Annotated in this window: 22 protein-coding genes; 17 read left to right on the top strand and 5 right to left on the bottom strand. The window is 67.8% G+C overall.

Annotation, left to right across the window (positions count from 1 at the left end; genetic code table 11):
* Window positions 1-38 precede the first annotated feature (38 nt).
* The 15 genes from ACZ5SK_RS25270 (at window position 39) to ACZ5SK_RS25340 (ending at window position 11,752) form a co-directional block, all read left to right on the top strand.
* Window positions 39-353, top strand: a complete 315-nt coding sequence (locus ACZ5SK_RS25270) for a WXG100 family type VII secretion target (RefSeq protein ID WP_334576751.1) — start codon at window positions 39-41, stop codon at window positions 351-353.
* Complete coding sequence (locus ACZ5SK_RS25275; RefSeq protein WP_361704984.1) at window positions 353-2,110, top strand: RNase A-like domain-containing protein; 1,758 nt, start codon at window positions 353-355, stop codon at window positions 2,108-2,110. The genes ACZ5SK_RS25270 and ACZ5SK_RS25275 overlap by 1 nt, the downstream gene beginning before the upstream one ends.
* Before the next feature lie 70 nt (window positions 2,111-2,180).
* A complete protein-coding gene (locus tag ACZ5SK_RS25280; RefSeq protein ID WP_334576748.1) occupies window positions 2,181-2,780 on the top strand; it encodes a hypothetical protein in 600 nt (199 codons plus the stop codon).
* Between the two features lie 61 nt (window positions 2,781-2,841).
* Window positions 2,842-3,213, top strand: coding sequence for an RNase A-like domain-containing protein (locus tag ACZ5SK_RS25285; protein ID WP_334576747.1), 372 nt, complete (start codon window positions 2,842-2,844; stop codon window positions 3,211-3,213).
* A gap of 12 nt (window positions 3,214-3,225) precedes the next feature.
* Window positions 3,226-3,927: a contact-dependent growth inhibition system immunity protein gene (locus ACZ5SK_RS25290; protein ID WP_334576746.1), complete on the top strand. Its 702-nt coding sequence runs from the start codon at window positions 3,226-3,228 to the stop codon at window positions 3,925-3,927.
* 182 nt (window positions 3,928-4,109) lie between these two features.
* Entirely contained in the window at window positions 4,110-4,670 is a 561-nt protein-coding gene (locus tag ACZ5SK_RS25295; RefSeq protein WP_361704977.1) for an SAV_915 family protein, read from the top strand.
* Window positions 4,670-4,972 carry a DUF6317 family protein gene (locus ACZ5SK_RS25300; RefSeq protein ID WP_319676190.1) on the top strand — a complete coding sequence of 101 codons (303 nt, stop codon included), beginning with the start codon at window positions 4,670-4,672 and terminating at the stop codon, window positions 4,970-4,972. Before ACZ5SK_RS25295 ends, ACZ5SK_RS25300 begins: the two co-directional genes overlap by 1 nt.
* On the top strand, window positions 4,972-6,246 hold the full coding sequence (locus tag ACZ5SK_RS25305) for a WXG100 family type VII secretion target (protein ID WP_468576614.1): 1,275 nt from the start codon (window positions 4,972-4,974) through the stop codon (window positions 6,244-6,246). The genes ACZ5SK_RS25300 and ACZ5SK_RS25305 overlap by 1 nt, the downstream gene beginning before the upstream one ends.
* Window positions 6,224-6,766: a hypothetical protein gene (locus tag ACZ5SK_RS25310; protein WP_468576615.1), complete on the top strand. Its 543-nt coding sequence runs from the start codon at window positions 6,224-6,226 to the stop codon at window positions 6,764-6,766. The genes ACZ5SK_RS25305 and ACZ5SK_RS25310 overlap by 23 nt, the downstream gene beginning before the upstream one ends.
* A complete protein-coding gene (locus tag ACZ5SK_RS25315) occupies window positions 6,763-7,278 on the top strand; it encodes a hypothetical protein (protein WP_468576616.1) in 516 nt (171 codons plus the stop codon). Before ACZ5SK_RS25310 ends, ACZ5SK_RS25315 begins: the two co-directional genes overlap by 4 nt.
* Window positions 7,279-7,476: 198 nt before the next feature.
* Window positions 7,477-7,911: a hypothetical protein gene (locus tag ACZ5SK_RS25320; protein WP_334576740.1), complete on the top strand. Its 435-nt coding sequence runs from the start codon at window positions 7,477-7,479 to the stop codon at window positions 7,909-7,911.
* Window positions 7,911-9,626, top strand: a complete 1,716-nt coding sequence (locus ACZ5SK_RS25325) for a WXG100 family type VII secretion target (RefSeq protein WP_468576617.1) — start codon at window positions 7,911-7,913, stop codon at window positions 9,624-9,626. The genes ACZ5SK_RS25320 and ACZ5SK_RS25325 overlap by 1 nt, the downstream gene beginning before the upstream one ends.
* Window positions 9,627-9,828: 202 nt before the next feature.
* Window positions 9,829-10,929 carry a S8 family serine peptidase gene (locus tag ACZ5SK_RS25330; protein WP_468576618.1) on the top strand — a complete coding sequence of 367 codons (1,101 nt, stop codon included), beginning with the start codon at window positions 9,829-9,831 and terminating at the stop codon, window positions 10,927-10,929.
* Window positions 10,930-11,019: 90 nt separating this feature from the next.
* Window positions 11,020-11,358: a WXG100 family type VII secretion target gene (locus tag ACZ5SK_RS25335; protein ID WP_319347728.1), complete on the top strand. Its 339-nt coding sequence runs from the start codon at window positions 11,020-11,022 to the stop codon at window positions 11,356-11,358.
* A gap of 85 nt (window positions 11,359-11,443) precedes the next feature.
* Entirely contained in the window at window positions 11,444-11,752 is a 309-nt protein-coding gene (locus tag ACZ5SK_RS25340) for a WXG100 family type VII secretion target (RefSeq protein WP_334576736.1), read from the top strand.
* Between the two features lie 170 nt (window positions 11,753-11,922).
* Here the strand turns inward: ACZ5SK_RS25340 and ACZ5SK_RS25345 are convergent, their stop codons facing one another.
* Window positions 11,923-12,201, bottom strand: a complete 279-nt coding sequence (locus tag ACZ5SK_RS25345) for a GntR family transcriptional regulator (protein WP_399465600.1) — start codon at window positions 12,199-12,201, stop codon at window positions 11,923-11,925.
* 162 nt (window positions 12,202-12,363) lie between these two features.
* Between ACZ5SK_RS25345 and ACZ5SK_RS25350 the strand changes: the two genes are divergently transcribed.
* A complete protein-coding gene (locus ACZ5SK_RS25350) occupies window positions 12,364-12,726 on the top strand; it encodes a hypothetical protein (RefSeq protein WP_468576619.1) in 363 nt (120 codons plus the stop codon).
* Window positions 12,726-12,941 carry a hypothetical protein gene (locus ACZ5SK_RS25355; RefSeq protein ID WP_457494140.1) on the top strand — a complete coding sequence of 72 codons (216 nt, stop codon included), beginning with the start codon at window positions 12,726-12,728 and terminating at the stop codon, window positions 12,939-12,941. The genes ACZ5SK_RS25350 and ACZ5SK_RS25355 overlap by 1 nt, the downstream gene beginning before the upstream one ends.
* 876 nt (window positions 12,942-13,817) lie before the next feature.
* Here the strand turns inward: ACZ5SK_RS25355 and ACZ5SK_RS25360 are convergent.
* The 4 genes from ACZ5SK_RS25360 to eccCa all read right to left on the bottom strand — a co-directional run bounded on the left by ACZ5SK_RS25360 (window position 13,818) and on the right by eccCa (window position 21,260).
* Window positions 13,818-14,483 (bottom strand): hypothetical protein, encoded by a 666-nt coding sequence (locus ACZ5SK_RS25360; protein WP_334576732.1) that lies wholly within the window; start codon window positions 14,481-14,483, stop codon window positions 13,818-13,820.
* Window positions 14,476-16,656 (bottom strand): hypothetical protein, encoded by a 2,181-nt coding sequence (locus ACZ5SK_RS25365; protein WP_334576731.1) that lies wholly within the window; start codon window positions 16,654-16,656, stop codon window positions 14,476-14,478. The genes ACZ5SK_RS25360 and ACZ5SK_RS25365 overlap by 8 nt, the downstream gene beginning before the upstream one ends.
* Window positions 16,657-16,661: 5 nt before the next feature.
* Entirely contained in the window at window positions 16,662-17,108 is a 447-nt protein-coding gene (locus tag ACZ5SK_RS25370; protein ID WP_334576730.1) for a hypothetical protein, read from the bottom strand.
* A 171-nt stretch (window positions 17,109-17,279) separates the two neighbouring features.
* Window positions 17,280-21,260, bottom strand: coding sequence for a type VII secretion protein EccCa (gene eccCa, locus ACZ5SK_RS25375; RefSeq protein ID WP_468576620.1), 3,981 nt, complete (start codon window positions 21,258-21,260; stop codon window positions 17,280-17,282).
* Window positions 21,261-21,352 lie beyond the last annotated feature (92 nt).

Below are 21,352 nucleotides of genomic sequence, written 5' to 3' on the forward strand. Positions count from 1 at the left end.
CCGCCCCACACCTGTAATCGCCAGTCAGTAGGGGGAACATGTCGACCGGCGCCACACCCGACGAACACATATCCGTCTCCTTCACCACCCTCCACGAGCTCGCAGCCGACCTGGAAGACATCGTCAAGAAGCTCAACGAGAAGCTGGACGCCCTGTACGACCGTGTCGAGCCGGTGGTCCTGTCCTGGCAGGGCGAGACCCGGGAGGTCTTCGTCGACAAACTCGACGAATGGGACCGCTCCGCCCAGGACCTCCAAGCAGCCCAGAAATGGCTCCACGAGTACGTCACCACAGGCCACACCAACTACGCGGCGGCGCACCGGGCGGTGCTGCGCGGCTGGGGGACCGGCTGATGGCCGACCGTCCCAGCGACGCCGAACGTAAGCGGGAACGGGACCTGCTGACACCGGCGGCGCCTGACGCGGGCGGGGGGTTCGACGTTCAGCCGCCGCATCTGTACTACACGTCGGCAGTGGTGCGCGACGGGCAGTTCGACTACGACAAGGGCGCGACCACGCTGGTGAGCGCGCTCAACGAGTACAGCCAGTCGGCGGGCACCGGGTGGGGCCCGGACTCCTTCGCCAAGGTCTACATGCAGGTTGCCGAGAAGTTCGTCAGGGTCTGGGCGGCGAGTGTGGTGAGCGTCGGCGGCGTGGCGGTCGGCTTGACCGTGACCGCCAACAACTACCAGGCGGCGGACTGGTCCACCCGTGGTATGCAAGGGCCGCCTCCCCGCCGTACTCCTCCCGTCGTCATCGACAAGGAGCCCGGCTACGGAAAGATCAACGACATCAAGTGGACCGGGACCGGCGAGGACGCGGACTCGTGGGCGATCTCCGGCGCGATGGGCGAGATCCCGGACTTCCTCGCGGACGTCATCCGCCCGGCCATCGAATACGGGCTGAATCTCGGCAAGACCCATGAGATCACCCCGGGTGCCCGCGAAGACGACCTCAAGGGCATGGCCACCGCGTGGCGGCAAGCCGGGAACACCGCACTGAAGGCCGGAGACACCTTCACCTCCGCCATCGGCTACCTGACGGACCCGCACGGAAACAACGAGTGGCAAAGCGCGATGAAGTCGTTCTGCCAGTCGATCTGGGGGACCACTGCCTGGGGCCGTAGCCGAGACGCGCAGGGCCAGGTTGCCCCGCCCCAACAGGGCGGCCGCAACTGGAAGACTTCGGGGAACGTGTCGCCCGCGCAACGCCGGCCGATCCTGGAGGTGCTGCACGAGACCGCCGACACCCTCCAGAAGACCTGTGACGACCTGGCCCAGGTCGCCCAGACCTGCCGGGAAACCACCACCAACCTCGCCAAGCAGGCCGCCAAGGGGATGGTGGAGGACCTGACAGCCGGGCTCGACGCGCTGGAGCTGCTCCAACTCGCGGGCACGGCGATGCTCGGCAAGCTGGTGATGACCTTCCGCCAGCACATGAACCGGGAGGCCGCGGACAAGGCCGTCGAGACCTACCAGCAGAAGTTCAGCGACGCCGCCACCACACTTCTCGCGCTGGAATGGGAGCTGGACGAGGCGCTCAGGAGCGCGCCCACGTTCCTCGCGGAGGAAGCGAGAGCTGAGGCCTTCGCCGGACGCTCGTTGAACGACTTCAAGAAGGAGCACACGCTGCTGAACGGGGCGAACGCGGTCCCGTACAAGTACACGATCGACCTGGTGATGGAGGAAGACCTCGGCGGCAGTCACAGCATCGACAAACACGTCGGCAAGACCGACGCCCAGCTCCTGCAGCGGCTGCGCGATCAGGCCAAGGCGAACGGCGAGCCGAAGATCCCGGCGGCGTCCACCTTCACGGACCTGGCCTCGGCACAGCAGTACACACAGGACTGCATACGGCAGCGGAGCGCCGATATCGACGCGTGGCTGGCGACCGGGCCCCCGCCCAACCCGTCGAGCCAGGTCTTCGAGGTCAGCGCGGTGGGTCCGGCCGCGAACAACCCGCTCGCCGTGGCCCCCGTGACGGGGCGTACCTCCAGGGTGGTCAACGGCCACGCGACCCCCGTGACGGACGCGCACGGTGTACAGACCCGCCTCACCTACGACCCCAGTCTCGACCCGCCCTTCGTCGTGGTCACCTCCATGCCCAAATAGGCCCCGGAACAGCCCCCGAATAGGCTGAATCCTCCCCGCGCAGAACACGACCGTCGAAGAAGGAGCCGCGATGTCGACGCCGGATGCCGAGGCCTGGGCCGAGGCGCTCACCATGTACGAGCGGCGGTACTCGTACGTCCTGGTGGGGCCGCGCGCGCACCAGGACTGGGTACGGGACGTGGCGGCAGTCATGCGCCGGGAGGCGGTTGACCCCCGGTCCTGGAAGTGGATCGACGTTGACGAAGACGAGGAGGAACGCCTGGAAGACCCGTTCTTCCCCTTCGTCCTGCCGCCTGCCGACCCGACGGGCTCAAAGGCTTGGCGTGCCCGGCTGCGGACGGTGCCTCGGACATCGGTGGAAAGGCTGCTCGTCATGCTGTCCACCACGTGGCTGGATGTCCCCAGCGAACGCACCCACAACCACTTCGAGACCCATCGGCCGGAACTCGAACGGAAGGCCCAGGTGATCCTCGCGCGCTTTCCGCAGGGGACGTCCTTCTACACGAACGCCGGCCACCCGGGAGCGCGTACCGGAGAACGCGACGACTCACCGGACTTCTACCAGGCCACCACCGGCTGCACCCCCCTCTCCCGATACGACTGGGATCTCGGTTTGATCGCGGTGTCCGACACAGAGGTCGGCGTCTTCTGGTCCTTCGACGCCACGTGAGCGCCCGGCCCCTTCATCTTCATCCGATGCCGCCGCATCCGACGCCATCCGAACGGACTCCATGAACAACCTCGGCAACACCGACGACGGTGCCGCTTCTGAGCTCGAAGCCCCCGCCCTGGCGCTCACGCGCAGTTCCTCCTATCCCGACCGTGAGACCGTCCAGTGGGCCACCCAGCAGGTCGTCACCGCCAACGAGCAAGTCATCCACCGCTGGCTGGCCCGGTCCACGCGTGCGCGCCTGAGCATCGAAGCGTCCTGGCCGTCGCGGTCCGAACCGGTCGGCCGGGTGCTGTTGCAGGCAATGATGCTGGCCGGACGGGGGCCGGTGGACGTACGCGCGGCCCGGGTGATCCTGAGGCGGGACGAGTCCCGCCCCCATGGCTTCGCCGTCCAGGCCACCTACCCCGTCTATCTCCAGACGACCGCGTAGAGGTTGATCACCGTGCCCTTGAGCCCCCTCGAACACGACCGCCGCTACGGCGAGTTGGACCAAGTGATCCGCGCCTACGCCGGCCAACTGGCCGACGACACCCCCGACAAGCCCAGCCATGCCCTGACGGCCTACCTACGCCAGACCTGGCACACCCGCCCCTGGGCTCTGGCGGTCGCCGAACGTCAACTGCGCGAGTACGCCGACAACCCGCCGGGCCGACTCCGCCTCCGTCTGGGCGAGTTCTACGCGATCCCCGATGTCGGTCTGCCCGAGGGCGAGATCCAGCAGTGGCTGTACTGCCTGGCCGATCACCTCAAGCACAGCATCGAGCAGGGCGACGTCCCGCCCATGGCCACTCCCGCCACCCACTGGGAGTGGCAGACCCGCTTCCCGGAACTGACCCAGTTCCTCGGCGGCTGGTTCTCCCAGGACATGCCGGACGAGTTCGACGACCACGACGCGGCCGTCGACGACTACCGCACCACCACCGACCCGCACCTCGCGGCCCGCCTCGTCGGAGAACTGCACGAACTGCTCGCCCTCGACCTGGACGAGTCCGACTACGCCCTGGCCGTCGCCGAGTTGGGCATGGAGGTCGACCCGCCGGCCCCGTACTCACCCAGCGCCTGGCTCGCGCTCGCCGCAAGCCGGCTCAGCGCTCCCCGCGCCGACTACGGGCCCGGCTCCGGCCCGCAGACGGACACGCCCTGACCGGCGGACCGGAAGCCGGGTCATTTCGCGGTCAAGTGCTGATCTGGCCACGGCCAAACACCTGTATGGGTTCCGCATACTCCTACCCCGTCAACCCGAAATAGCCGGACTCGCCCGAAAGCTCCCTGGCTACGGTGGTGCCGCCACACCATCCGCAGGTCCACGGGGAACAGGAGACGGCGGTGGGCACACCAATCCGTTCGCGCCTTCTCGACTACATCGAGGCAGAGCCGCCCGCAGGCGCGGCCCCGGCCCCTCCGCCGACGCCGCAGCCCGGTAGATCACGCCTTCTCGAATACGCCGAGGCCGCAGGAACCGAAGCAATCCAGCCCGCGCCCCCGGGCCCCAAGCCCAACGTCCCCGCCTACCACACGCCGGTCTTCGTACCGGCCCACCCCCGCTACGCCGACGTCACGGACGCGGACGGCCGTCCGGCCCGCGTGCCCTTCATCGCCTACGAACTCTTCGAGCACCCAACGGCCGGAACCAGCCCCCAGACCGGAACCGGAACCCAGACCGGGGACGGAACCCAAACCGGGGCCGTGGCCTTCGCCTTCACCACACGCGACCGCCTCGTCGCCGCGCTCGGCGAGGCCCAACCCTGGGTCGCCACCTCGATAGGCCCCCTGGCCGAGGCGGTCAGCGCGTACGGCGCCACCGTCCTCCTCGACCCGCGTATCGCCCCCGGCCACCACAACTGGCAGCCGGACGACCTCGCCGCCTACGCCCGGGAGGTGCGCTGATGCCGCCCGACTTCAAGGCCGTCCTCGGCGACCTCACGTCGATGTCCAAGACCTTCCACGACGAGGCCGTCAACTACCGCAAGCTGCACGCGGACGTCGCCCCACCCCTGGTCAGCGGCGGCGACGCCGGGCTCGACCACGCCCTCAAGGAGGTCGCCGACCTCATCGTCGCCCTGCACATCGGATTCGCCGACCGCCTCGACGACCACGGCGACAAGGTGACGTACGCCCGCGACTCCTTCCAACGGCACGACATCGACGTACACGGCCTGTTCGAGGACCTGATGGCGGGTGACGGCTGATGGCCGACAGCTGGGTCGGCGGCGACATCGGCGGACTGCGCACGATGGCCGAGACGTACAAGAACGCCAAGGACAAACTCGACGACGTCATCACCCCGATCAGCCGCGCCGTCGAGGCGTTGGTCGGCGACGCGGCCTGGAAGGGCGAGGCGGCGGAGACCTTCCGCGCCACCTGGAGCGAGGACGCGCTGACGGCAGGCGCCTTCGCGACCCTCGTGCACAGCGCGGGCGTCATCCTCGACACGCTCGTCGGCTCGCTCGCCGCCTGTGAAACGGCACTGCAGAACGCCGAACACGTCGCCACGGGCAAAGGCGTGGCGATGGGAGACAAAGGCGTCCCGCTGGAGATCGTCACCGCGAACCCACCCAGCGCCGAGGACCAGAAGACGATCGCCGCACTCGACGAGTACGGCAAGGTGCGCCACGGGATACTGCACACCGCCCAGCACGCACGGCTGGTCGCGGCGGACGGGCTGCGCGGCCTGTACGCGCAGGTGACGGCGCCGGTCTCGACCGGCGACAAGATCACGATCGCCGACGCCCTGCGCGGTCTGTACGCCTACGACGCCGAGGACGCCCGGGCCGGCGGCAAGGAGGCCCGCAACCTGATCGACGGCGCCAAGGACGAGGAACGGGCCGCCAAGAAGGAACTGCGCGCGGAGCGCAAGTCCTTCCAGAAGGCGGGCCGCGCACTGCCGGACGATCTTCCCGCCAAGAGCGCCTACCGTGACGCGGTGACGCAGGTCGACTCCCTCGAGGACGCCATCGCCCGAGCCGATCAGGGCAGTACGGCGCTTCCCTACGACCGCGCCCTCAACGTGAAACTGGCCGACGCGGCGGACGCACTCCGTCTGGGTGAAGGCGCGGCCAAACTCCCGGAGTTCCTGAGGGAGATCCCCGTGCTGGACGTTGCGGCGGCCGCCGCTTGCGGCCTGGTGGAGGCGAAGGACGACCACGACAAGGGCTGGTCCTGGCAACACGCGGTGGTCGTCGACGGCGGTGCCGCGCTCGGAGGCGTGGCCATTGGAGCGGGTGTGGTGGCCGCCCTGCCCGTCGAGGGAGCGGTCGCGGTGGCCGGCGTCGGGGTGGTGGCCGCGATCGGGGCGACCAGTCTCCTCGACCACTCCTTCCACGAGCACTGGAGCGAGGACATCCACGACCACGGAGTGGTGGGCGGTGTCCTGACCGGCTCGGGCCACGTCCTGACGGAGACCAAGGACGACGGCGTACGCATGGCGAAGGACATCTGGCATGGCGTCAAGAGCATCTTCTGAGGCGGCCGAGCCGGCTGAGGCCCCGGCCCTCGACATTCCGTCCCTGCCCAAGCTCGGGAAGACCTGGTACAGACGCGGCCCGCTCTACTGGCTGAGCCGCGCCCGTACGACCGTCTTCCTGCTGCTGGTGATGGCCATGGTCTGCTTCATGGCCATCAGCCTCTACGAGGGGTTCCGCAGTGAGATCCCGGCCACCGCACGCACCGTCTGCGACGGCGTCCAGGTGGCTGCGTCCGCTGCGGCCCTGGTCTGGGGCTGGGTCAAGCAGCGCCGCAGCCACCACAAAGCCCTCCTGAACCCGCCCACCCCCGAGCAGACCCGCCAGGCCAAACGCGACCACAACAGACGCGCCCCCGGCCGGGCCGCCGCCGGCCGCGGACTGGTGATCCTCGCGGCACCCGTCATGCCGGCCTTCGCCGCGTACATCGTCGGCTGGCTGACCGCCTGGCTCACGGTCCGTGAGTACCCCAGCGAGGTGGGGGCTCGGCGCTGGGTGGAGAGGCAAGGGTCCCGACCATGACGACGCAGGCACCCCCCGACGTGATCCCGCCCCTGCCAGGACTGGGCACCACCTGGTACGAGCGGGGGGCACGCTACTGGGCACGCCGGGTCTGGACGGCCCTCCTGTTCTTCTTCGTCCTCTCCTTCATCTGCTACATCGCGCTCAGGCTCTACCTGGGCGTTCCCCGCAGCGACCTGTCGCCGACCGTGCGCACCGTATGGGACTGGACGCAGGCAGCCGCGTCCGGCGTGGCTGTCGTGTGGGGATGGACGAAGCAACGCCGGGATCACCGCAGGAAGCTCCTCGCTCCTCCGCCTCCCCAGCAGATGTGGGACGCCAAGCGCGGCGATACCAAGCGGGCGCCCGGACTGGCCCGTGCCGGTGTCCTGCCCCTGCTGATCGCGGCGCCTGTCCTGCCGGCGATCGCTGCGTGGGGCGTCGGCTGGTTCGTGGCCATGCTCACGGTCCACGAGTATCCGAGCGAGGTCGGGGCCCGGCTCTGGTTGCAGGGGAGAACATCCCGAACATGACGGTCGAAGTGTCCCTCACGGTGTGCCGTTCCGCGAGGAATGAGTTGAATGCGCGTAGGTGGTAGCACGGTTGTTGCATAGGGCAGTTGGGGCTGTCAGAGGAAGTCATTACAGTGGTTGTGTTGCGGTCATGAACACTTGAGAGGCGTGGGCTGAGCTGCTCAGGACGGGCAGCGGAAAACGGGGAGATGGGCTGTCGTGATTCCTGCGGACATGGGCGGGGGCGCCGCCGACGTACGGCGTGGCTACATGGCGCTGTCGACGTTCAAGAAGCGGGTGGACGACCTGCTCACGGCCTTCGAGAAATCCGCGGGCGGCTCGGCGAAGGTCGGGGACCACAACCTGTCGGAGGCCACGTTCGGCGCGGGGCACTTCCCGGAGGCAAAGGCTCTCCACCTCCAGTACGCCCGCGTCCATGAGCGCATCACGGCGCTCTCCAAGTCGCTGGGACTCCAGTTGGAGGCGATGCAGATCGCCGTGCACGGCGTGGACGTCACCTTCGACAACCTCGAAGAGGAGCTTCGCTACCGGTTCCACGAGATCCGCACCGAGGTGAACCGGGATCGGGAAGAGACGCTGAACAAGCAGATCCAGCGGACCAACGACGCCGACCACACGGACGCGGGGTACTGATGAGCGGCGACAAGAAGAAGCCGGACCACTACCAGGCGGAACGCCAGGACGCCGCCCAGCAGAACACCGGCGTGGACGATGCCGTCAACAAGGCCGCGGTGATCAGCCCCCCGCCCGCCGGCAGCCCCGGCGGCTTCGGCAAGACCAGCTTCGAGGGCTACGACCTCAACGCCATGATCGACATCGTCGAGTCGGCGAGCCCGGAGACCATGGAGAACGCGGCCACGGCCCTCGTCGACGCCCGGGACGCCATCAACGACGCCGCCAACGAACTCAGCCGCAACCTGGGCAACGTCGACTGGGAGGGCGAGGCCCACACCGCCTTCTACACCTGGGGCATGAACCTGACCACCACGGCTCTCGCCCTCGCCAGTTACACCGACGAGGTGGGCACCCAGGTCCTGGCAGCAAGCTCCGGCCTCGCCTCGGTACGCAAGTCGATGCCGCCGCGCGACAACCGCATCGACCCCAAGAAGGTCGACGACATTCCGACGCCGCAGCGAGTCGAGGGCAACAAGGACTACGCGGCGGCGGTCGCGGCCGAGAAGGACCGCCAAGAGGCGATCAACCAGATGTACCGACTGGCCTCGTTCTACACGGTGTCGAGCGGGATGATGGAGCTGGCGGAGGAGCCGGTGTTTCCGGAGATGCCTAGTGTGGGGGTGCCGGCGCCGGATCCGTCCCCTGGGGATCCGGACAAACCGCCGACGGGGCATGGTTCGCTTTCCGACGTGGCTGATTCAGGAATCACGCGCCACCACTCTGTGAACACTGGGACGGAACGATCACGCGCGGACGACCTGCCGTCACCGCACAACGGCGTGGACGACTCTGTCAGGGCTCCGGAACGGCATGTGGGTACGGCGATCGACAGCGTCGGCGCGTTGCCTCCGCAGGACACCGCGAAGCCGACGACCGTCACGCCACCCTCGCCGGCAGGTCCCAACGCGACTCCAGCGGGGACGGTTCCTCCCTTTGGACCCACTGGCGTACCTTCCACTTTCCGAGGGGCGGCCGGGCGCACTTCAGGGTTCGGCGGTGTACCGGGGAGCAGGCCTCCCACCTCAGCGCAGGGGCGCGTAAGCGGTATGCCGGGCGGCACCGCGGCAGGGCGTACGGGAACCGGCCCCATCGGGCAGACGGGACGTACCGCTGCTACAGGGAAGACAGGCGGCCGCGCTACTGGTCCCATGGGGCGAGGCGTGGTCGGCGGAGTGCCGAAGACCGGCGGGCAGGCGGCAGGACGTACTGGCGGTGTACCACGTGGTCCCGTCACCGGCGTGGGCGCCACGAATCCCGGACGCCCGGGCGCTGGGCGCACCGGCGCCGGACGTACCGGCGATGGTGTTGTCGGCGGGAGGCCTGTCGCCGGGGGTGCCCCCGGTGCCAACGGTTCCAGGTTGCCGCGCGGCACCGTCGTCGGCGGTGAGGGCGGACCCACCTCGCGTGTCGCAGGCGAGAGGCCCGGCCAGCGTGGGGTGATCGGGACATCAGGCCCGACGACGGGCACGGGCGCGGGACAGGCGGCTCGCCGCCCCGTCGGTAGTCCCGGCGGTGTGGTCGGAACGCCGAAGGGACGAGTCTCCGGAAGCAGTAACAACGGAAACATGCTCGGTGGCCCGGGCGCGGCGCGTGGTTCTGGACGCAACCAGGGTTCAGGCGAGAAACGTTCGCGCCGTGACAAACGGCGCGATGAGTCGTCGGCGACCGACTGACCGGACAAGAGCGAGGACAGACAGAGGCATGGTGTCAGGGAGCAGCCGACGCGGCGGGCGGAGCGCGTCTTTCGCGGGACAATACGGGAGACGGGTTTCCGCCGTCTGTTCAGCGCTCGGTGCCTTGGCAGTCCTGTCGGCAGGTCTGGCTCCGAGCGCGTTCGCCGCAGACGTTCAGTCACAGCAGTGGTACCTGTCAGCGATGAAGGCCGACGAGATGTGGAAGGTAAGTACTGGCAAGGGTGTCAAGGTGGCCGTTGTCGATACGGGAGTCAACCCCGACACCCCTTCGCTGAAGGGACAGGTGCTTGTTGGCGAGGTGCCGAAGGCTGTTGGCTACAAGGCGACCGAGGACTACCTGGGCCACGGGACGAGTATGGCGGAGCTGATCGCCGGCACCGGTGCCGGTGGTGGTCTGAAGGGCCTTGCACCAGGGGCGAAGATCATTCCTTACCGGATCGCACTCACAGGGCTGAAGAATGAGGCCGAAAAGAAGAAAGCTCCTCAACTACCGACTGTGATCAGGGTCATCGCTGACAGTGACGTCAAAATCATCAGCATGTCCTTCGGTTCAGACATCGAAAGGCCGGAGGTCCTGGCGGCGATCAAGTACGCCCAATCCAAGGGGAAGTTGATGATCGCCAGCACAGGTAATAAAGCCGAGGACAAGAACTTCATCGGATACCCGGCGGCCTACCCCTATGTAGTCGGCGTTGCCGCTTCGGATGAGTCCGGAAAGGTCGGAAAGTTCTCGGAGCACGGCAACTACGTCGACCTGGCGGCTCCTGGACTCGACATACCAACGTGGTGTGACGCCACCTTCCGCTCGTACTGCGACGGTGTGGGAACGAGTATGGCCACTGCCATCACCTCCGCCTCCGCCGCCCTCGTCTGGTCCGCTCACCCCAAGTGGACCGCCAACCAGGTCCTCGCCAGCTTGATCGACACTGCCGGCCGCGACTGGGCGAAGAACGACCCGAGCACGTACCTCGGATACGGACTGATCCGCCCACGCAAGGTGCTGGAGAACGCCAACTTCAACCCCGGGTCGGCCACCACCGACCCCCTCGCCAAGGAAAACGCGGCGGGCGTCACGGACAAGACAGGCACCTCACCTTCTGCTTCCGCATCAACCCCGCCACAGCCCTCGAAGGGCACTTCAGACGGCCAGACTTCCTCGGCAGGATCAACCTCCGACAGTTCCGACAGCACCACCCTGTGGGTTGCGCTCGGAGCCGCGGCGGCTGTCCTGGTGATCGGGGGTGGCGCCTTCGCGCTGATCCGCTCACGGCGAAGCGCATGACGACCCACGCACGACGACCGGTCACACACAACGCTTCTGGCGCAGCGAGGCGCGCAGAACGAACCACGGCTTACGACAAGGAGTGCCGAAATGGTCGACCGCAAGCTCAATGACGGCGATGTACAGAAGCTCCAGAAGGAAGTCATCGATCGCTACGACAACATCAGGGGCTCCCTCGCGAAGTTGCAGGGCACGATCGACATGATCGAGAAGGCGTGGACCGGCCAGGGAGCCAATGCGTTCAACACCAAGCAGACGGAAATCAACGGCCACATGGCCGCGATCGGCAAGATGCTCGACGACTTCCTCGAGGGCATCCACATGACCAAGACCGACAAGCAGAACCTCGAAGACCAGATCACGGCCGACATGACCAAGATCTCGGTCGAGGATCTCGGCGGAAAGACTTCGGCGCTCAACAGCTACTGATAAGCACGAGCCACTGGTCGCGCTGAACCACACCGTTGTCCGGACCGCGAAGTCCGGCTGAAGTCTTCAGAGAAACGAGGGAAACATGTCCGGATCCGGAGCTCATTACGAGGAACTCGCCGTCACCTACGGCACCATGGACGCGCTCGCCACCGAGCTCGGCGACCAGGCCAGGAAGCTCGAGGAAGACCTCGAGGCGCTGAGGCAGGCCGTGCTGAACGTGTCCTCGGGCTGGGGCGGCGAGGCGTTCCAGCAGTTCCAGAGCAAGAGCGAGGAGTGGAACAAGCACGCCCGAGGCATTCACGCGGCGCTGCTCCAGATCTCGCACAAGGTCCACGGCGCCGGCGGTGACTACCGCGGCGGCGACCTGAAGGGCGCCAGCTACTTCATGTAGCAGCAAGAAGGTACTTCGCAACACCAGGGTGGGCACGCACGGGAGGTGCCCACCCTGGTGTTGTGCTGTGTCGTCCGGAACCCTCGGCGCGCGCCGGAGAGCAAGAGGCGTCGGTGAAGGCGTAATGGGTCCTCCATCGTCTCCGGCACCTTGAAGCAGTGACCTGCTTGTCAGTCGTCGACCTTGTCGTCCTCGGACGTGTCGGCTGGCAGAGCGATGACGAACACACCCTTGCCCTGGACTCCTTGAACGATTCCCTCGGCCTGTAGTGCCTCGATGGCGGACTTGATGGTTCGACGGCTGACTGCTCCGCCCGTCTCCTGCTCCAGTTCGAAGTGAGAAGGGATGCGGCGGCCAACCGGAATCTCGCCGCGTCGGATGCGCTCGCGCAGGGCGGAAGCAAGCTGCACGTACATCGGAACGATGCTCTCCCGGTCGATTTCTATCATGCCCTGGAGCGTAAAAGGCCAGCTCAAGCCAGCATAGGGCGTCTTGTTACGTGAAGAGACGTGCTAAGACGTACTAAGTTGGCGTACAGTCAATGTCAGTAGAAGACCCCCGCGACGGTGGGCGCCGTCCGGGGGCATGGCCACCAACCCAAACGGAGGTTGATGACAGTGAGCATTATCCACGCGCTGCTGCGCTGGATCCTGGGCGTGTTCGCGCCCGGCACCGGCCGGCGAAGGGCGAGTACACGCTCGGCGGTACCGGCGGCCCACGGCCGCATTCCCGAGAGGTCCGGCACCGTGGCCGTACGGCTCCCCGCGTCCCGTTCCCCGTACGGGCTGATCGAGCCCCTCGATGGAGCCTCCACCGTTCCAGTCCGCCCGTACGTGCTCGCGGCAGAGCGGGCTCACCGGGAAGGGGAGTGTGAGCAGGCGAGGCAGGCGCGCCGTCGTGTGGCCCTGGGCGTGGCGGCGGACTTCGGGTTCGACCTTGACCGGCATGTCACCGGCGTGGAGGGAGCGGCGTAATGGCGACGGGACCCAAGACGCCCCGCCCGCCGGTGCGGATGTGCGTGCGCTGCCACGTGACGACCGAGGCCCCGATCGTGGTCGGCGTGGTCCACCAGAACTCGGGGCCCGGCTTCGTCGTCTACGCGTGCAAGCTGTGCGCCGTGTACTACCCGCCGCAGCCGGACGTGCTCACCGTCCTGCCCCCGTCCGGCCGATCCGGGGGTGAGCAGTGAGCGCGCGGTCTGCCTGAGCGGCGAGGGAGGCAGGGGAGTTGTCGCCGGAATGCACTCTGGCGCGTCGGCCCGGGTACGAGGACGTGCACGTCTCGTGCCGCCGCCTGCAAGACATTCCGCTCCCGCACGGTGGGGGCTTACTGCTGGTACGCCGTTGCAGCTGCGCCTGCCATCACCCGTCGCAGGAGGCGACCCATTGAGCGCTGGCACCCCGTCCGAGCGGGCGCCTGACGTCTGACATCTGACATCTGACACGGAGCGTCTACCGAGTGGATTGGATCGGGCCGACGGGGCGGCCCGATCCAGGCCCTTGTCGATGGCGGCGGTGCCGCAGTGAATGTGAGTGGTTCCGCCTGCTGCTGAGGGGATCTGGGCACCATCACACACGGCGGCACTCAAACAGTTCAGTCTTCTTGGGAAGGTGCCTCCGGATGAGGCGGCGGGTTCGATGGTCGGGGCGGGTAGTGCGGCCGAGACGGGATCCTGGACGTGGATGGGGCCACCGGTGGGGGCGGCTGGGGCTCCAGGGACCGCCGGGGGCGGGGCTGCGACTGCCGAGGCGTGAGCGGCGGGGCTGGAGGAGGTGGCGGAGGCGGGGGCGGTTCGGTGGCCAGAAGCACCGGGCCGCCGGCCCGGAGCCGTGCGATGGTCTGCTCGGCGCGTCGCCGGGCGTCGGGGGCGTCGTCGCGTTCATAGAGGCGACTGACGTCCCAGCGGTTCAGATTGCCGGAGGTGATCTGTCGGTAGCCGAGAGCGTGAGCGATCTTCACGACGCGGCGGTTCCGCTCGGGATCCAGCTGACCGAGCCGCAACTGGACCCGGCCACGCCCGTCGAACTGCCTGACGACCTCTTCGTCATTCATAGGATCGCTCCCCTCACTCGTTGTCGTAGCGAGGCAGTTCCTCGGGAAAATTGCGAGGGTTCTGACATCCAGCCAGTTTGTAGGAGTGCTTGGCTAGTTGGTAGCCGAAATCAGTCACGGCTTGACGCAGTGTGGCTCCGGAGACTCTGCCTTCTCCGATCACGCCCGCTTCAACGGTGATCGCGTAGGGCTCGTTTGATTTTTGTGTTTGAATCCCTTCAGGAACACAGGGGACGTAGATATGCGAGCTGCCACTGTCATCGTCAAGCTCGGCCAAAGCCTCGATGCCGTTGAAGGAGGCTCGAATGACCTTGCGCTCTCCTGCGCCTCCGTAGAAGTCGAGCCACTTCCCCGGGGAAACGTCTTCAACGCGCGCCATGCCGGAAAGAATCGGATCCGCGCTGGTGTAGATGTTGCAGGAGAACATGAGGCGCTCCCCCTCGTGTCGCTGGCTTGCGCGCTCCTCCGCCGTTCGCGTACGCGGCAGCACCCGGACCACCACATCACGTTCGACGGCCCCGTCGCAAACCTTCGACGGAAGGCGTTCGAGCCCTGTTGTCAACGCGAACCAGGCTACAGCGCCGACAAGACTGAGCACCGTCAGACAGATGAGAAATCCTTTCGCGCTCGCCTTGGTCGCGGCCCATTCCCTTTCCTTTTTCTGAGCATCCTCAGTCATGCGGACGATCCTTGGAGTCGCTCAGGAAATTACTGGCGTCGTTCCAGCCATCGTTGACGGCTACGCGGACGGTGTTTGCTGTGCCGTCCTTTGGTAGATTCGTGTGGTGCTGTTCAAGGGCGTCCTCGACCGACCATTGCGTCTGCTGGTTGACCGAATCGCGCATCGCGTAGAGGTCCTTGGCGCTGGCATACAGGGCTTCGTCCCGTGCGCCTTCCAGTTCCTGTCCCTCGAGGAGTCGATCGACAGCCAAGCCGATGGCCCCTCCGGCAAATCCGCCGACCGCAGCACCGGTTGCCCCACCTATGTGTGTATCGGGGAAAAGAGATACGGATCCATATCCCAGGCCGGTTGCCAGCCACGTCTTGACAAAATCACCCTTCTTTTCTAGAGACTCGTTGTAGTCCTTCTCGCCGTCGACTGCGGCTTGAACATTTTCGTCCGCAACGGAATGACCGACGATGCCCTCGATAATTCCTGCATTTCTGCCGATTTCTTCAAGGACTGTGTTTCGAGGACCGTCGAACAGGGACGGGTCCGAAAGATGTGCATCGAGGAGGCCGCTAGTGTAAACACTTTCTCCGACGATGATGCCGGCCCTTCCATCGGGATCCAGGGATACTGCGGAAAGGAACCTGGCCACGTCCACTGGTCCCAGCCCCTTGGGAAGGTCGCTGGTGGTTAGAAACACCGCAGCGTTGGGGCCCGCGAAGGCTCGGCTGATCTCCGGCATATAAGAAGCCGCCATGTTCCCGAAGCTTTCTCCCAGCCCCTTGCTCACTAGGTCTGCGCCTCCGCCGGGCTGCGCCACCGCGCTCATGATGTTGGCCATGATCTGCACCTGCGCGGCGCTGTGCGGCGGAGCTGTGGAAGAGTAGTCACCGATGGCAACTCCGGTGACGGCAGCCTGCAGGGCATGCCCAAGAGACTCGCCCCGGTCCGTGTAAACGGTTGTGCCCAACATGTGATCCAAGTCTGACTTGGACTCGAACGCATGCGTTGCCGCCTCGGGGTTGTGAGACAAGCCCTCGAACAGCCCCTCCAGCGGGTCCCGGCCGTTGCCGTCGCCGAAGACGAGGTCCAGGGCGTCGTACCCTTTCACCCATAGAGCATCGGTGTTCGATTCCCCCGCGCCCTTGTCCGCCTTGAATACCTTCTCCCGATAGTCGTCCAGGAACTCCGTGTCGTACTGCCCCTCCCGCATCAGGCTGCTGATGACCTGTGACCCCAGAGCCCCGATCGGGCTGAAGGAGTTGGCGGCACGGAAGTTGGTGTTCCGTTCTGCGATGAGGTCCTTCTTCCAGTCCTGCATGGCGTCCGAGTCCGAGAAAGACGCCGTGGCCAGGGTGAGGCTCAGATTGTTCTGGAGGCTCTTCATCGTCTCGAGCTCCGAGCCCCTGGCACCGGCGTGTGCCGAGGTCATCTCGGTCCAGAACTGGAGCGTCCCCTTGGGGCCGAGGCGGGTGGCGAACTGTTCCGCGAAGAGGGAATCGCCGTTGTACAGCTCCATCGTGCGGTTGAAGTCCTTGATGTCGTCGAGGCTCATGTCAGCCGGGTTCTTGGCCATCTTCGCCAGCTTCTCCGCAGCGGCGACGGCCTTGGCCGCCTCATCCCGGTCTGCATAGGACGCGTCGGCGAAGCCGTACTTGGCCTGGTCGACGAGCAGCCGCAGGACCTTCGCGGCGCTGGTGTCGCTCTGCGTCGCCTTGGTCAGGATGCCCTGGATCTCGTCACGGAAGGCGTCCACTACCTTCTGATCCGTCACACCGGTCTTCCCGCTGGGGTCGGACGCCCAGTCGGGCCGGGTGTTCCCGGCGACGGTGAACGTGCCCTCACCGGTGTCGACCACGGTCAGGTGCTGCTCCGCGGCCCGCCTGATCGCGTCGTTCAACTGAGTTCGGAAACCAACGAGTTCACCGCGGGTGTCGCTGAGGATCTTGGTGATGGAGTCGGCCTGGGTGTGCGCGTCGGCGAACTCGGCGGCGGTCTTGGTGATGAACTCGCGGGAGACGGTGGCGTTGACGCCGGCCCACTTGGCCGTGTCTGCCTTGGCCTTGAGGTTGCTTTCCGCGTCCTTCTGCAGGTCCGCGAGCTTCTTCGTCATCTGCTCCCAGTCGGTGACCGCTTCACCGAGCTTGGAGAAATCCCCGTAGCGCAGGGCGTCGAGGTCCATCGGCGTCAGTGGCCCTTCCGGTCGTCGAAGCCCTCTTCCAGCGTGGCGATGCTGCTGACCGCGCCGGCGATGTACGAGTCGTCGGCGGCGTGCTGGTTCTTCGTGAAGCGCAGGTGGTTGGAGATGTGGGCGCAGGCGTCCAGCAGGGTCTTGGTCTGCTCGCTCCAGCGCTCCGTCACATGGTCAAGCGCGGCACCCAGAGCGAAACCCTCACCCTTGAGTCCGCCCGCGGCCGCCGCGGAGGCGACGCGCGCGTGCCCGCTGTAGGTCGTGAAGTCCTCGAACAGGTCGTGAGCCGCCTTGCCGACCGCCTCCAGGTCCTGGTGGCCGGCCACCAGGTCTCCCTGCGTACCGTCCCCGCCCTGGTCGGCCGGGTACTGGTTGAGCTGCATCCGGGTGGCATGCTGATCGGCCGCCGCGGCCTTCATCTGCTCCCACTCGTCCCACGCCACGCGTGAACCCCTTCCCCGTGTCCCCGTGAAACCCGCCCGCCGAACGGGACAGTCACGCCCGCTCCTAGCAGCCAGATCCGTGAACTCGGTTCAAGTGAGTTCACGGATCTCACCATACTTTCCACAACTCACCGTGCACGGCTGGACGGCGGGTGAAGCGAGGCCCGCCAACTACGCCCGCCCATCCGTTCCTTCCGGCACCCACCCCACCTGCACCAACGGCTTCCCCCGCCGCCGCGACACAAAGACCCCCCGTCCCGCAGGCATCGGCCGGGGCCGTACGCCGCCCAGGAGGTCCCCCTCTCCGGGGTCGCCCGCCAACACCACGCCCTGGGCGCCCAGTTCCTTGATGCGCTGCATGAACGCCTCGTACGACGCCCGTCCCGCGCCCGCCGTCGACCGGGCGACGATGAACCGCACGCCCACGTCCCGGGCGAACGGCAGCAGTTCCGTCAGTCCGGCCAGCGGATTGCCGCTCGACGTCGCCACCAGGTCGTAGTCGTCGATGACGACGAACACCGTCGGCCCCCGCCACCAGCTCCGGTCGCGGAGTTGCTGTGCCGTCACGTCGGCCGTCGGCGTCCGGCGTCGCATCAGGTCGGCCAGCGCGGCCATGTGATGTTCCATGGCGTTGGACATCGGGATGTACTCGGCCAGGTGGGAGGACGGGGTCACGTCCAGCAGGGAGCGCCTGTTGTCGACGACGAACAGCTTGCACTCGTCGCCCGAGTACCGCTCCGTCAACTGCTTGATCAGCAACCGCAGCAGGTTCGACTTGCCGGACTCGCTCTCGCCGAAGACGAGGAAGAACGGGTCCTGTTCGAAGTCGACGTAGACCGGTTCGAGGGCGTTCTCGTCGAGGGCGAAGGCGACGCCGCGGCGCGGGAACCGGTTCCCCGGCGGCAGCGAGGCGGCCGGGAACTCGCGCGGCAGCAGCCGTACTTCTGGAGCAGCCGGGGCCTGCCAGTGCCGGGCGACCTCCGTGGCCAGCGCCTGGGTGGCGTCGGAGAGGTCGGTGTCGGAGGTGAGGCCGTCGATTCGCGGCACCGCCGCCATGAAGTGCAGCTTCTGCGGGGACTGGCCGCGGCCCGGAACGCCCGCCGGGACGTTCGCGGCGACCTTGCGGTCGATCTCGGAGTCCATCGTGTCGCCGAGCCGCAGCTCCAGGCGGTTCATCAGATGGTCCTTGAGGGCGGCCCTGACCTCCATCGAGCGCGAGGCGGTCAGCACCAGGTGGATGCCGTAGCCGAGGCCGCGCGCCGCGATCTCGTGGATGATCTGGTCCATCGCCTCGTAGTCCGCGCGGAAGTTGCCCCACCCGTCGATGACCAGGAACACATCGCCCCATGGCTGGTCCGTCACCGAGATGTCGCCCCGCGCCCGCCTGGCCCGGAAGTCCGCGATCGACGGGATTCCGGCCGAGCGGAAGTACTCCTCGCGGCGGGTCAGCACGCCGTACACCTCGGCGACCGTGCGCCGCACCCGCTCCGGGTCCAGCCGCGAGGCGATCCCGCCGACATGCGGCAGGCCGGCCACCGTCGCCATGCCGCCACCGCCGAAGTCGAGGCCGTAGAACTGGACCTCGTGCGGTGTGTGGGTGAGGGCGAACGCCGAGATCAGCGTGCGCACCAGCGTCGACTTGCCGGACTGCGGGCCGCCGACGATCTGCATGTGGCCCGCCGCGCCGGAGAAGTCCACCCAGAGGGAGTCGCGGCGCTGCTCGAACGGCTTGTCGACCAGACCGACCGGCACGACCAGCCGGCCCGCGCCCTCGTAGCCGGGCTGGGTGAGTCCGCGGCCCTGCACTGCGGTGAGCCCCGGCAGGAGCGCGTCCAGCGACGGCGGGCTGTCCAGCGGCGGCAGCCACACCTGGTGCGCCGCCGGGCCCTGCGCCTCCAGCCGCCGCACGATCACGTCGAGGACGGTGTCGGCGAGGGCCTCGTCGACCTCGGGACCGTCCCCGGAACCCAGTTGCTGCGGCACGGCCGCGTACCGCACCGGCACCTCGGCCGAGGTGAACAGCACCGGCCGCCGGTCCAGCGGCAGCGGGCCGCCGCCCGCCGCCGCCCGCTGACCGCCCGAGCGGTAGACCCCGGACACGTACGCCGCCTTGAACCGCACCATTTCGTCCGTGCCGAACTTCAGGAACCCCGAACCCGGCACGTTCGGCAGCGAGTACGCGTCGGGCACGCCCAGCGCCGCCCGCGACTCCGCCGCGGAGAACGTCCGCAGACCGACGCGGTACGACAGGTAGGTCTCCAGGCCGCGCAGCCGACCCTCCTCCAGACGCTGGGAGGCCAGCAGCAGGTGCACGCCGAGCGAGCGGCCGATCCGGCCGATCTGCACGAACATCTCGATGAAGTCCGGCTTCGCCGTCAGCAGCTCGCTGAACTCGTCGATCACCAGGACCAGGGAGGGAATCGGCTGCAGGGCAGCGCCCGCGGCCCGCGCCTTCTCGTAGTCGTGGATGTTGGCGTAGTTGCCCGCGTCCCGCAGCAGCTCCTGACGGCGGTTGAGCTCGCCCCGGATGGAGTCGCCCATCCGGTCGACCAGCGTCAGGTCGTCCGCCAGGTTGGTGATCACGGCCGCCACGTGCGGCATCTGCGCCATGCCGGCGAAGGTCGCGCCGCCCTTGAAGTCGGCGAGCACGAAGTTCAGGGTCTCGGAGGAGTGGGTGACGGCCAGGCCCAGCACCAGGGTGCGCAGTAGTTCGGACTTGCCGGAACCGGTGGCGCCCACGCACAGCCCGTGCGGCCCCATGCCCTCCTGCGCCGCCTCCTTCAGGTCCAGCATCACCGGACGGCCGTCCTCGCCCACCCCGATCGGCACCCGCAGCCGCTCCGCCAGCGAACGCGGCCGCCAGGTGCGCGACGGGTCCACGGACGCCGCGTCCCCGAGGCTCAGCAGGTCGGTGAACTCCAGGTTGGCCAGCAGCGGTTCGTCGTCGTCCCCGCCGGAGGCCATCCGCAGCGGGGCGAGCTGCCGGGCGAGCGCCTCGGCGGACTCCGGCGAGAGGGCGTCGGGCGTCCCCTCGTAGACGGCCCCGTGCGCCGACTCCAGCCGCAACGCGCCGGGCAGTACGACGATGTCCAGCTCGCCGCCCGCCCCGGTGAGCTCCCCGGGGACGATCTCGAGCACCGTCACCCCCTGCAGCCCCTCGGCATTGGCCAGGACCGAGTCCGGGGGCAGGGAGACGCCGTCCAGGACGACGACGATGTGCGGTTCGTCGGGCAGCGGCGCCGCGTTCGGATGGAACCGCGGCCGGCCGGCGAGCCGCGCCCCGAGCAGCTGCTCCAGCTCACGGGTGTCGGCGCCGATCAGCCGGCGGCTGCCCGCCCCGTCCACGGCACCGGCGGCCTGGACGTGCGGCAGCCACTTCGCCCAGTCCCAGTGCGGCAGTTCCTCCCGGCCCGCCGCGACGACGAGGACCAGGTCCTGAGGCGAGTGCAGCGCCGCCAGCGAACCGGCCAGGGCACGGGCGCAGGAGCGCGCCGACCGCGGCTCGCCGCTGACCGTGACGTGGTAGAAGGCGCGCAGCGACACGGCCATCGGCAGGTCGTCCAGGCTGTCGTGGACGGCGATGAAGCGCTGCAGGGCGCCCGCCGTCAGCGGCTCCAGCTGCTCCACCGGGCCGGTCTCGGGGGCGAGCAGCGGGGTCGCCAGCGCCTGGACGCCCAGGCCCACGCGGACCTGGGCGAAGTCCTCGTCCCCGGGCCGCCGTTCCCACACCCGGCTGCCCTCGGCGACCAGCGCCCACAACTGCTCGGGGGAGGGGTGCAGGTAGTACTGCGCGTCCCGCTGGGCCCGCGCGGTGTCGAGCGCGGTGCGCCGGGTCTGCGCCAGATAGCCCAGGTAGTCCCGGCGCATGTCCGCCAACTGCCCCTGCGAGCCGCGGCGGAAGCGCACCACCATCGCGATCGACATGGCCACCGTCGAGGCGATCATGACCATGCCCATGATCCTCATGAACGGCTGCCCGCTCGTGAAGAAGAAGACCACCGAGCCGCCCATGCCGAGCGTCGGCAGCAGTTGCATCAGCACGCTCTCCTGATGCCCCCGAGGCAGCTCCGGCGGAGGCTGCAGCACGACCTCGCCCATGGGCACCTCGGACGGCAGCGCCCGTGGCGGACGCTTCACGACGATATGGCTCACTGCTCACCAATCCCCTTGCGAGGCCCCCGAAGTACCGTCCGCCACCCCGTGTCAGGCGGACGCAGGCCGCCGCGTGATCCTACTGACTGACC

The sequence above is a fragment of the Streptomyces sp. NPDC031474 genome, assembly GCF_055581185.1.

Coding starts and splice junctions, on each gene's coding strand:
- ACZ5SK_RS25270 (WP_334576751.1), top strand. CDS start 39: ATGTCGACCGGCGCCACACCCGACGAACACATATCCGTCTCCTTCACC.
- ACZ5SK_RS25315 (WP_468576616.1), top strand. CDS start 6,763: ATGACGACGCAGGCACCCCCCGACGTGATCCCGCCCCTGCCAGGACTG.
- ACZ5SK_RS25305 (WP_468576614.1), top strand. CDS start 4,972: ATGGCCGACAGCTGGGTCGGCGGCGACATCGGCGGACTGCGCACGATG.
- ACZ5SK_RS25350 (WP_468576619.1), top strand. CDS start 12,364: ATGACAGTGAGCATTATCCACGCGCTGCTGCGCTGGATCCTGGGCGTG.
- ACZ5SK_RS25300 (WP_319676190.1), top strand. CDS start 4,670: ATGCCGCCCGACTTCAAGGCCGTCCTCGGCGACCTCACGTCGATGTCC.
- ACZ5SK_RS25340 (WP_334576736.1), top strand. CDS start 11,444: ATGTCCGGATCCGGAGCTCATTACGAGGAACTCGCCGTCACCTACGGC.
- ACZ5SK_RS25275 (WP_361704984.1), top strand. CDS start 353: ATGGCCGACCGTCCCAGCGACGCCGAACGTAAGCGGGAACGGGACCTG.
- ACZ5SK_RS25355 (WP_457494140.1), top strand. CDS start 12,726: ATGGCGACGGGACCCAAGACGCCCCGCCCGCCGGTGCGGATGTGCGTG.
- ACZ5SK_RS25335 (WP_319347728.1), top strand. CDS start 11,020: ATGGTCGACCGCAAGCTCAATGACGGCGATGTACAGAAGCTCCAGAAG.
- ACZ5SK_RS25330 (WP_468576618.1), top strand. CDS start 9,829: ATGAAGGCCGACGAGATGTGGAAGGTAAGTACTGGCAAGGGTGTCAAG.
- ACZ5SK_RS25365 (WP_334576731.1), bottom strand. CDS start 16,656: ATGGACCTCGACGCCCTGCGCTACGGGGATTTCTCCAAGCTCGGTGAA.
- ACZ5SK_RS25280 (WP_334576748.1), top strand. CDS start 2,181: ATGTCGACGCCGGATGCCGAGGCCTGGGCCGAGGCGCTCACCATGTAC.
- ACZ5SK_RS25325 (WP_468576617.1), top strand. CDS start 7,911: ATGAGCGGCGACAAGAAGAAGCCGGACCACTACCAGGCGGAACGCCAG.
- ACZ5SK_RS25345 (WP_399465600.1), bottom strand. CDS start 12,201: ATGATAGAAATCGACCGGGAGAGCATCGTTCCGATGTACGTGCAGCTT.
- ACZ5SK_RS25285 (WP_334576747.1), top strand. CDS start 2,842: ATGAACAACCTCGGCAACACCGACGACGGTGCCGCTTCTGAGCTCGAA.
- ACZ5SK_RS25360 (WP_334576732.1), bottom strand. CDS start 14,483: ATGACTGAGGATGCTCAGAAAAAGGAAAGGGAATGGGCCGCGACCAAG.
- ACZ5SK_RS25310 (WP_468576615.1), top strand. CDS start 6,224: ATGGCGTCAAGAGCATCTTCTGAGGCGGCCGAGCCGGCTGAGGCCCCG.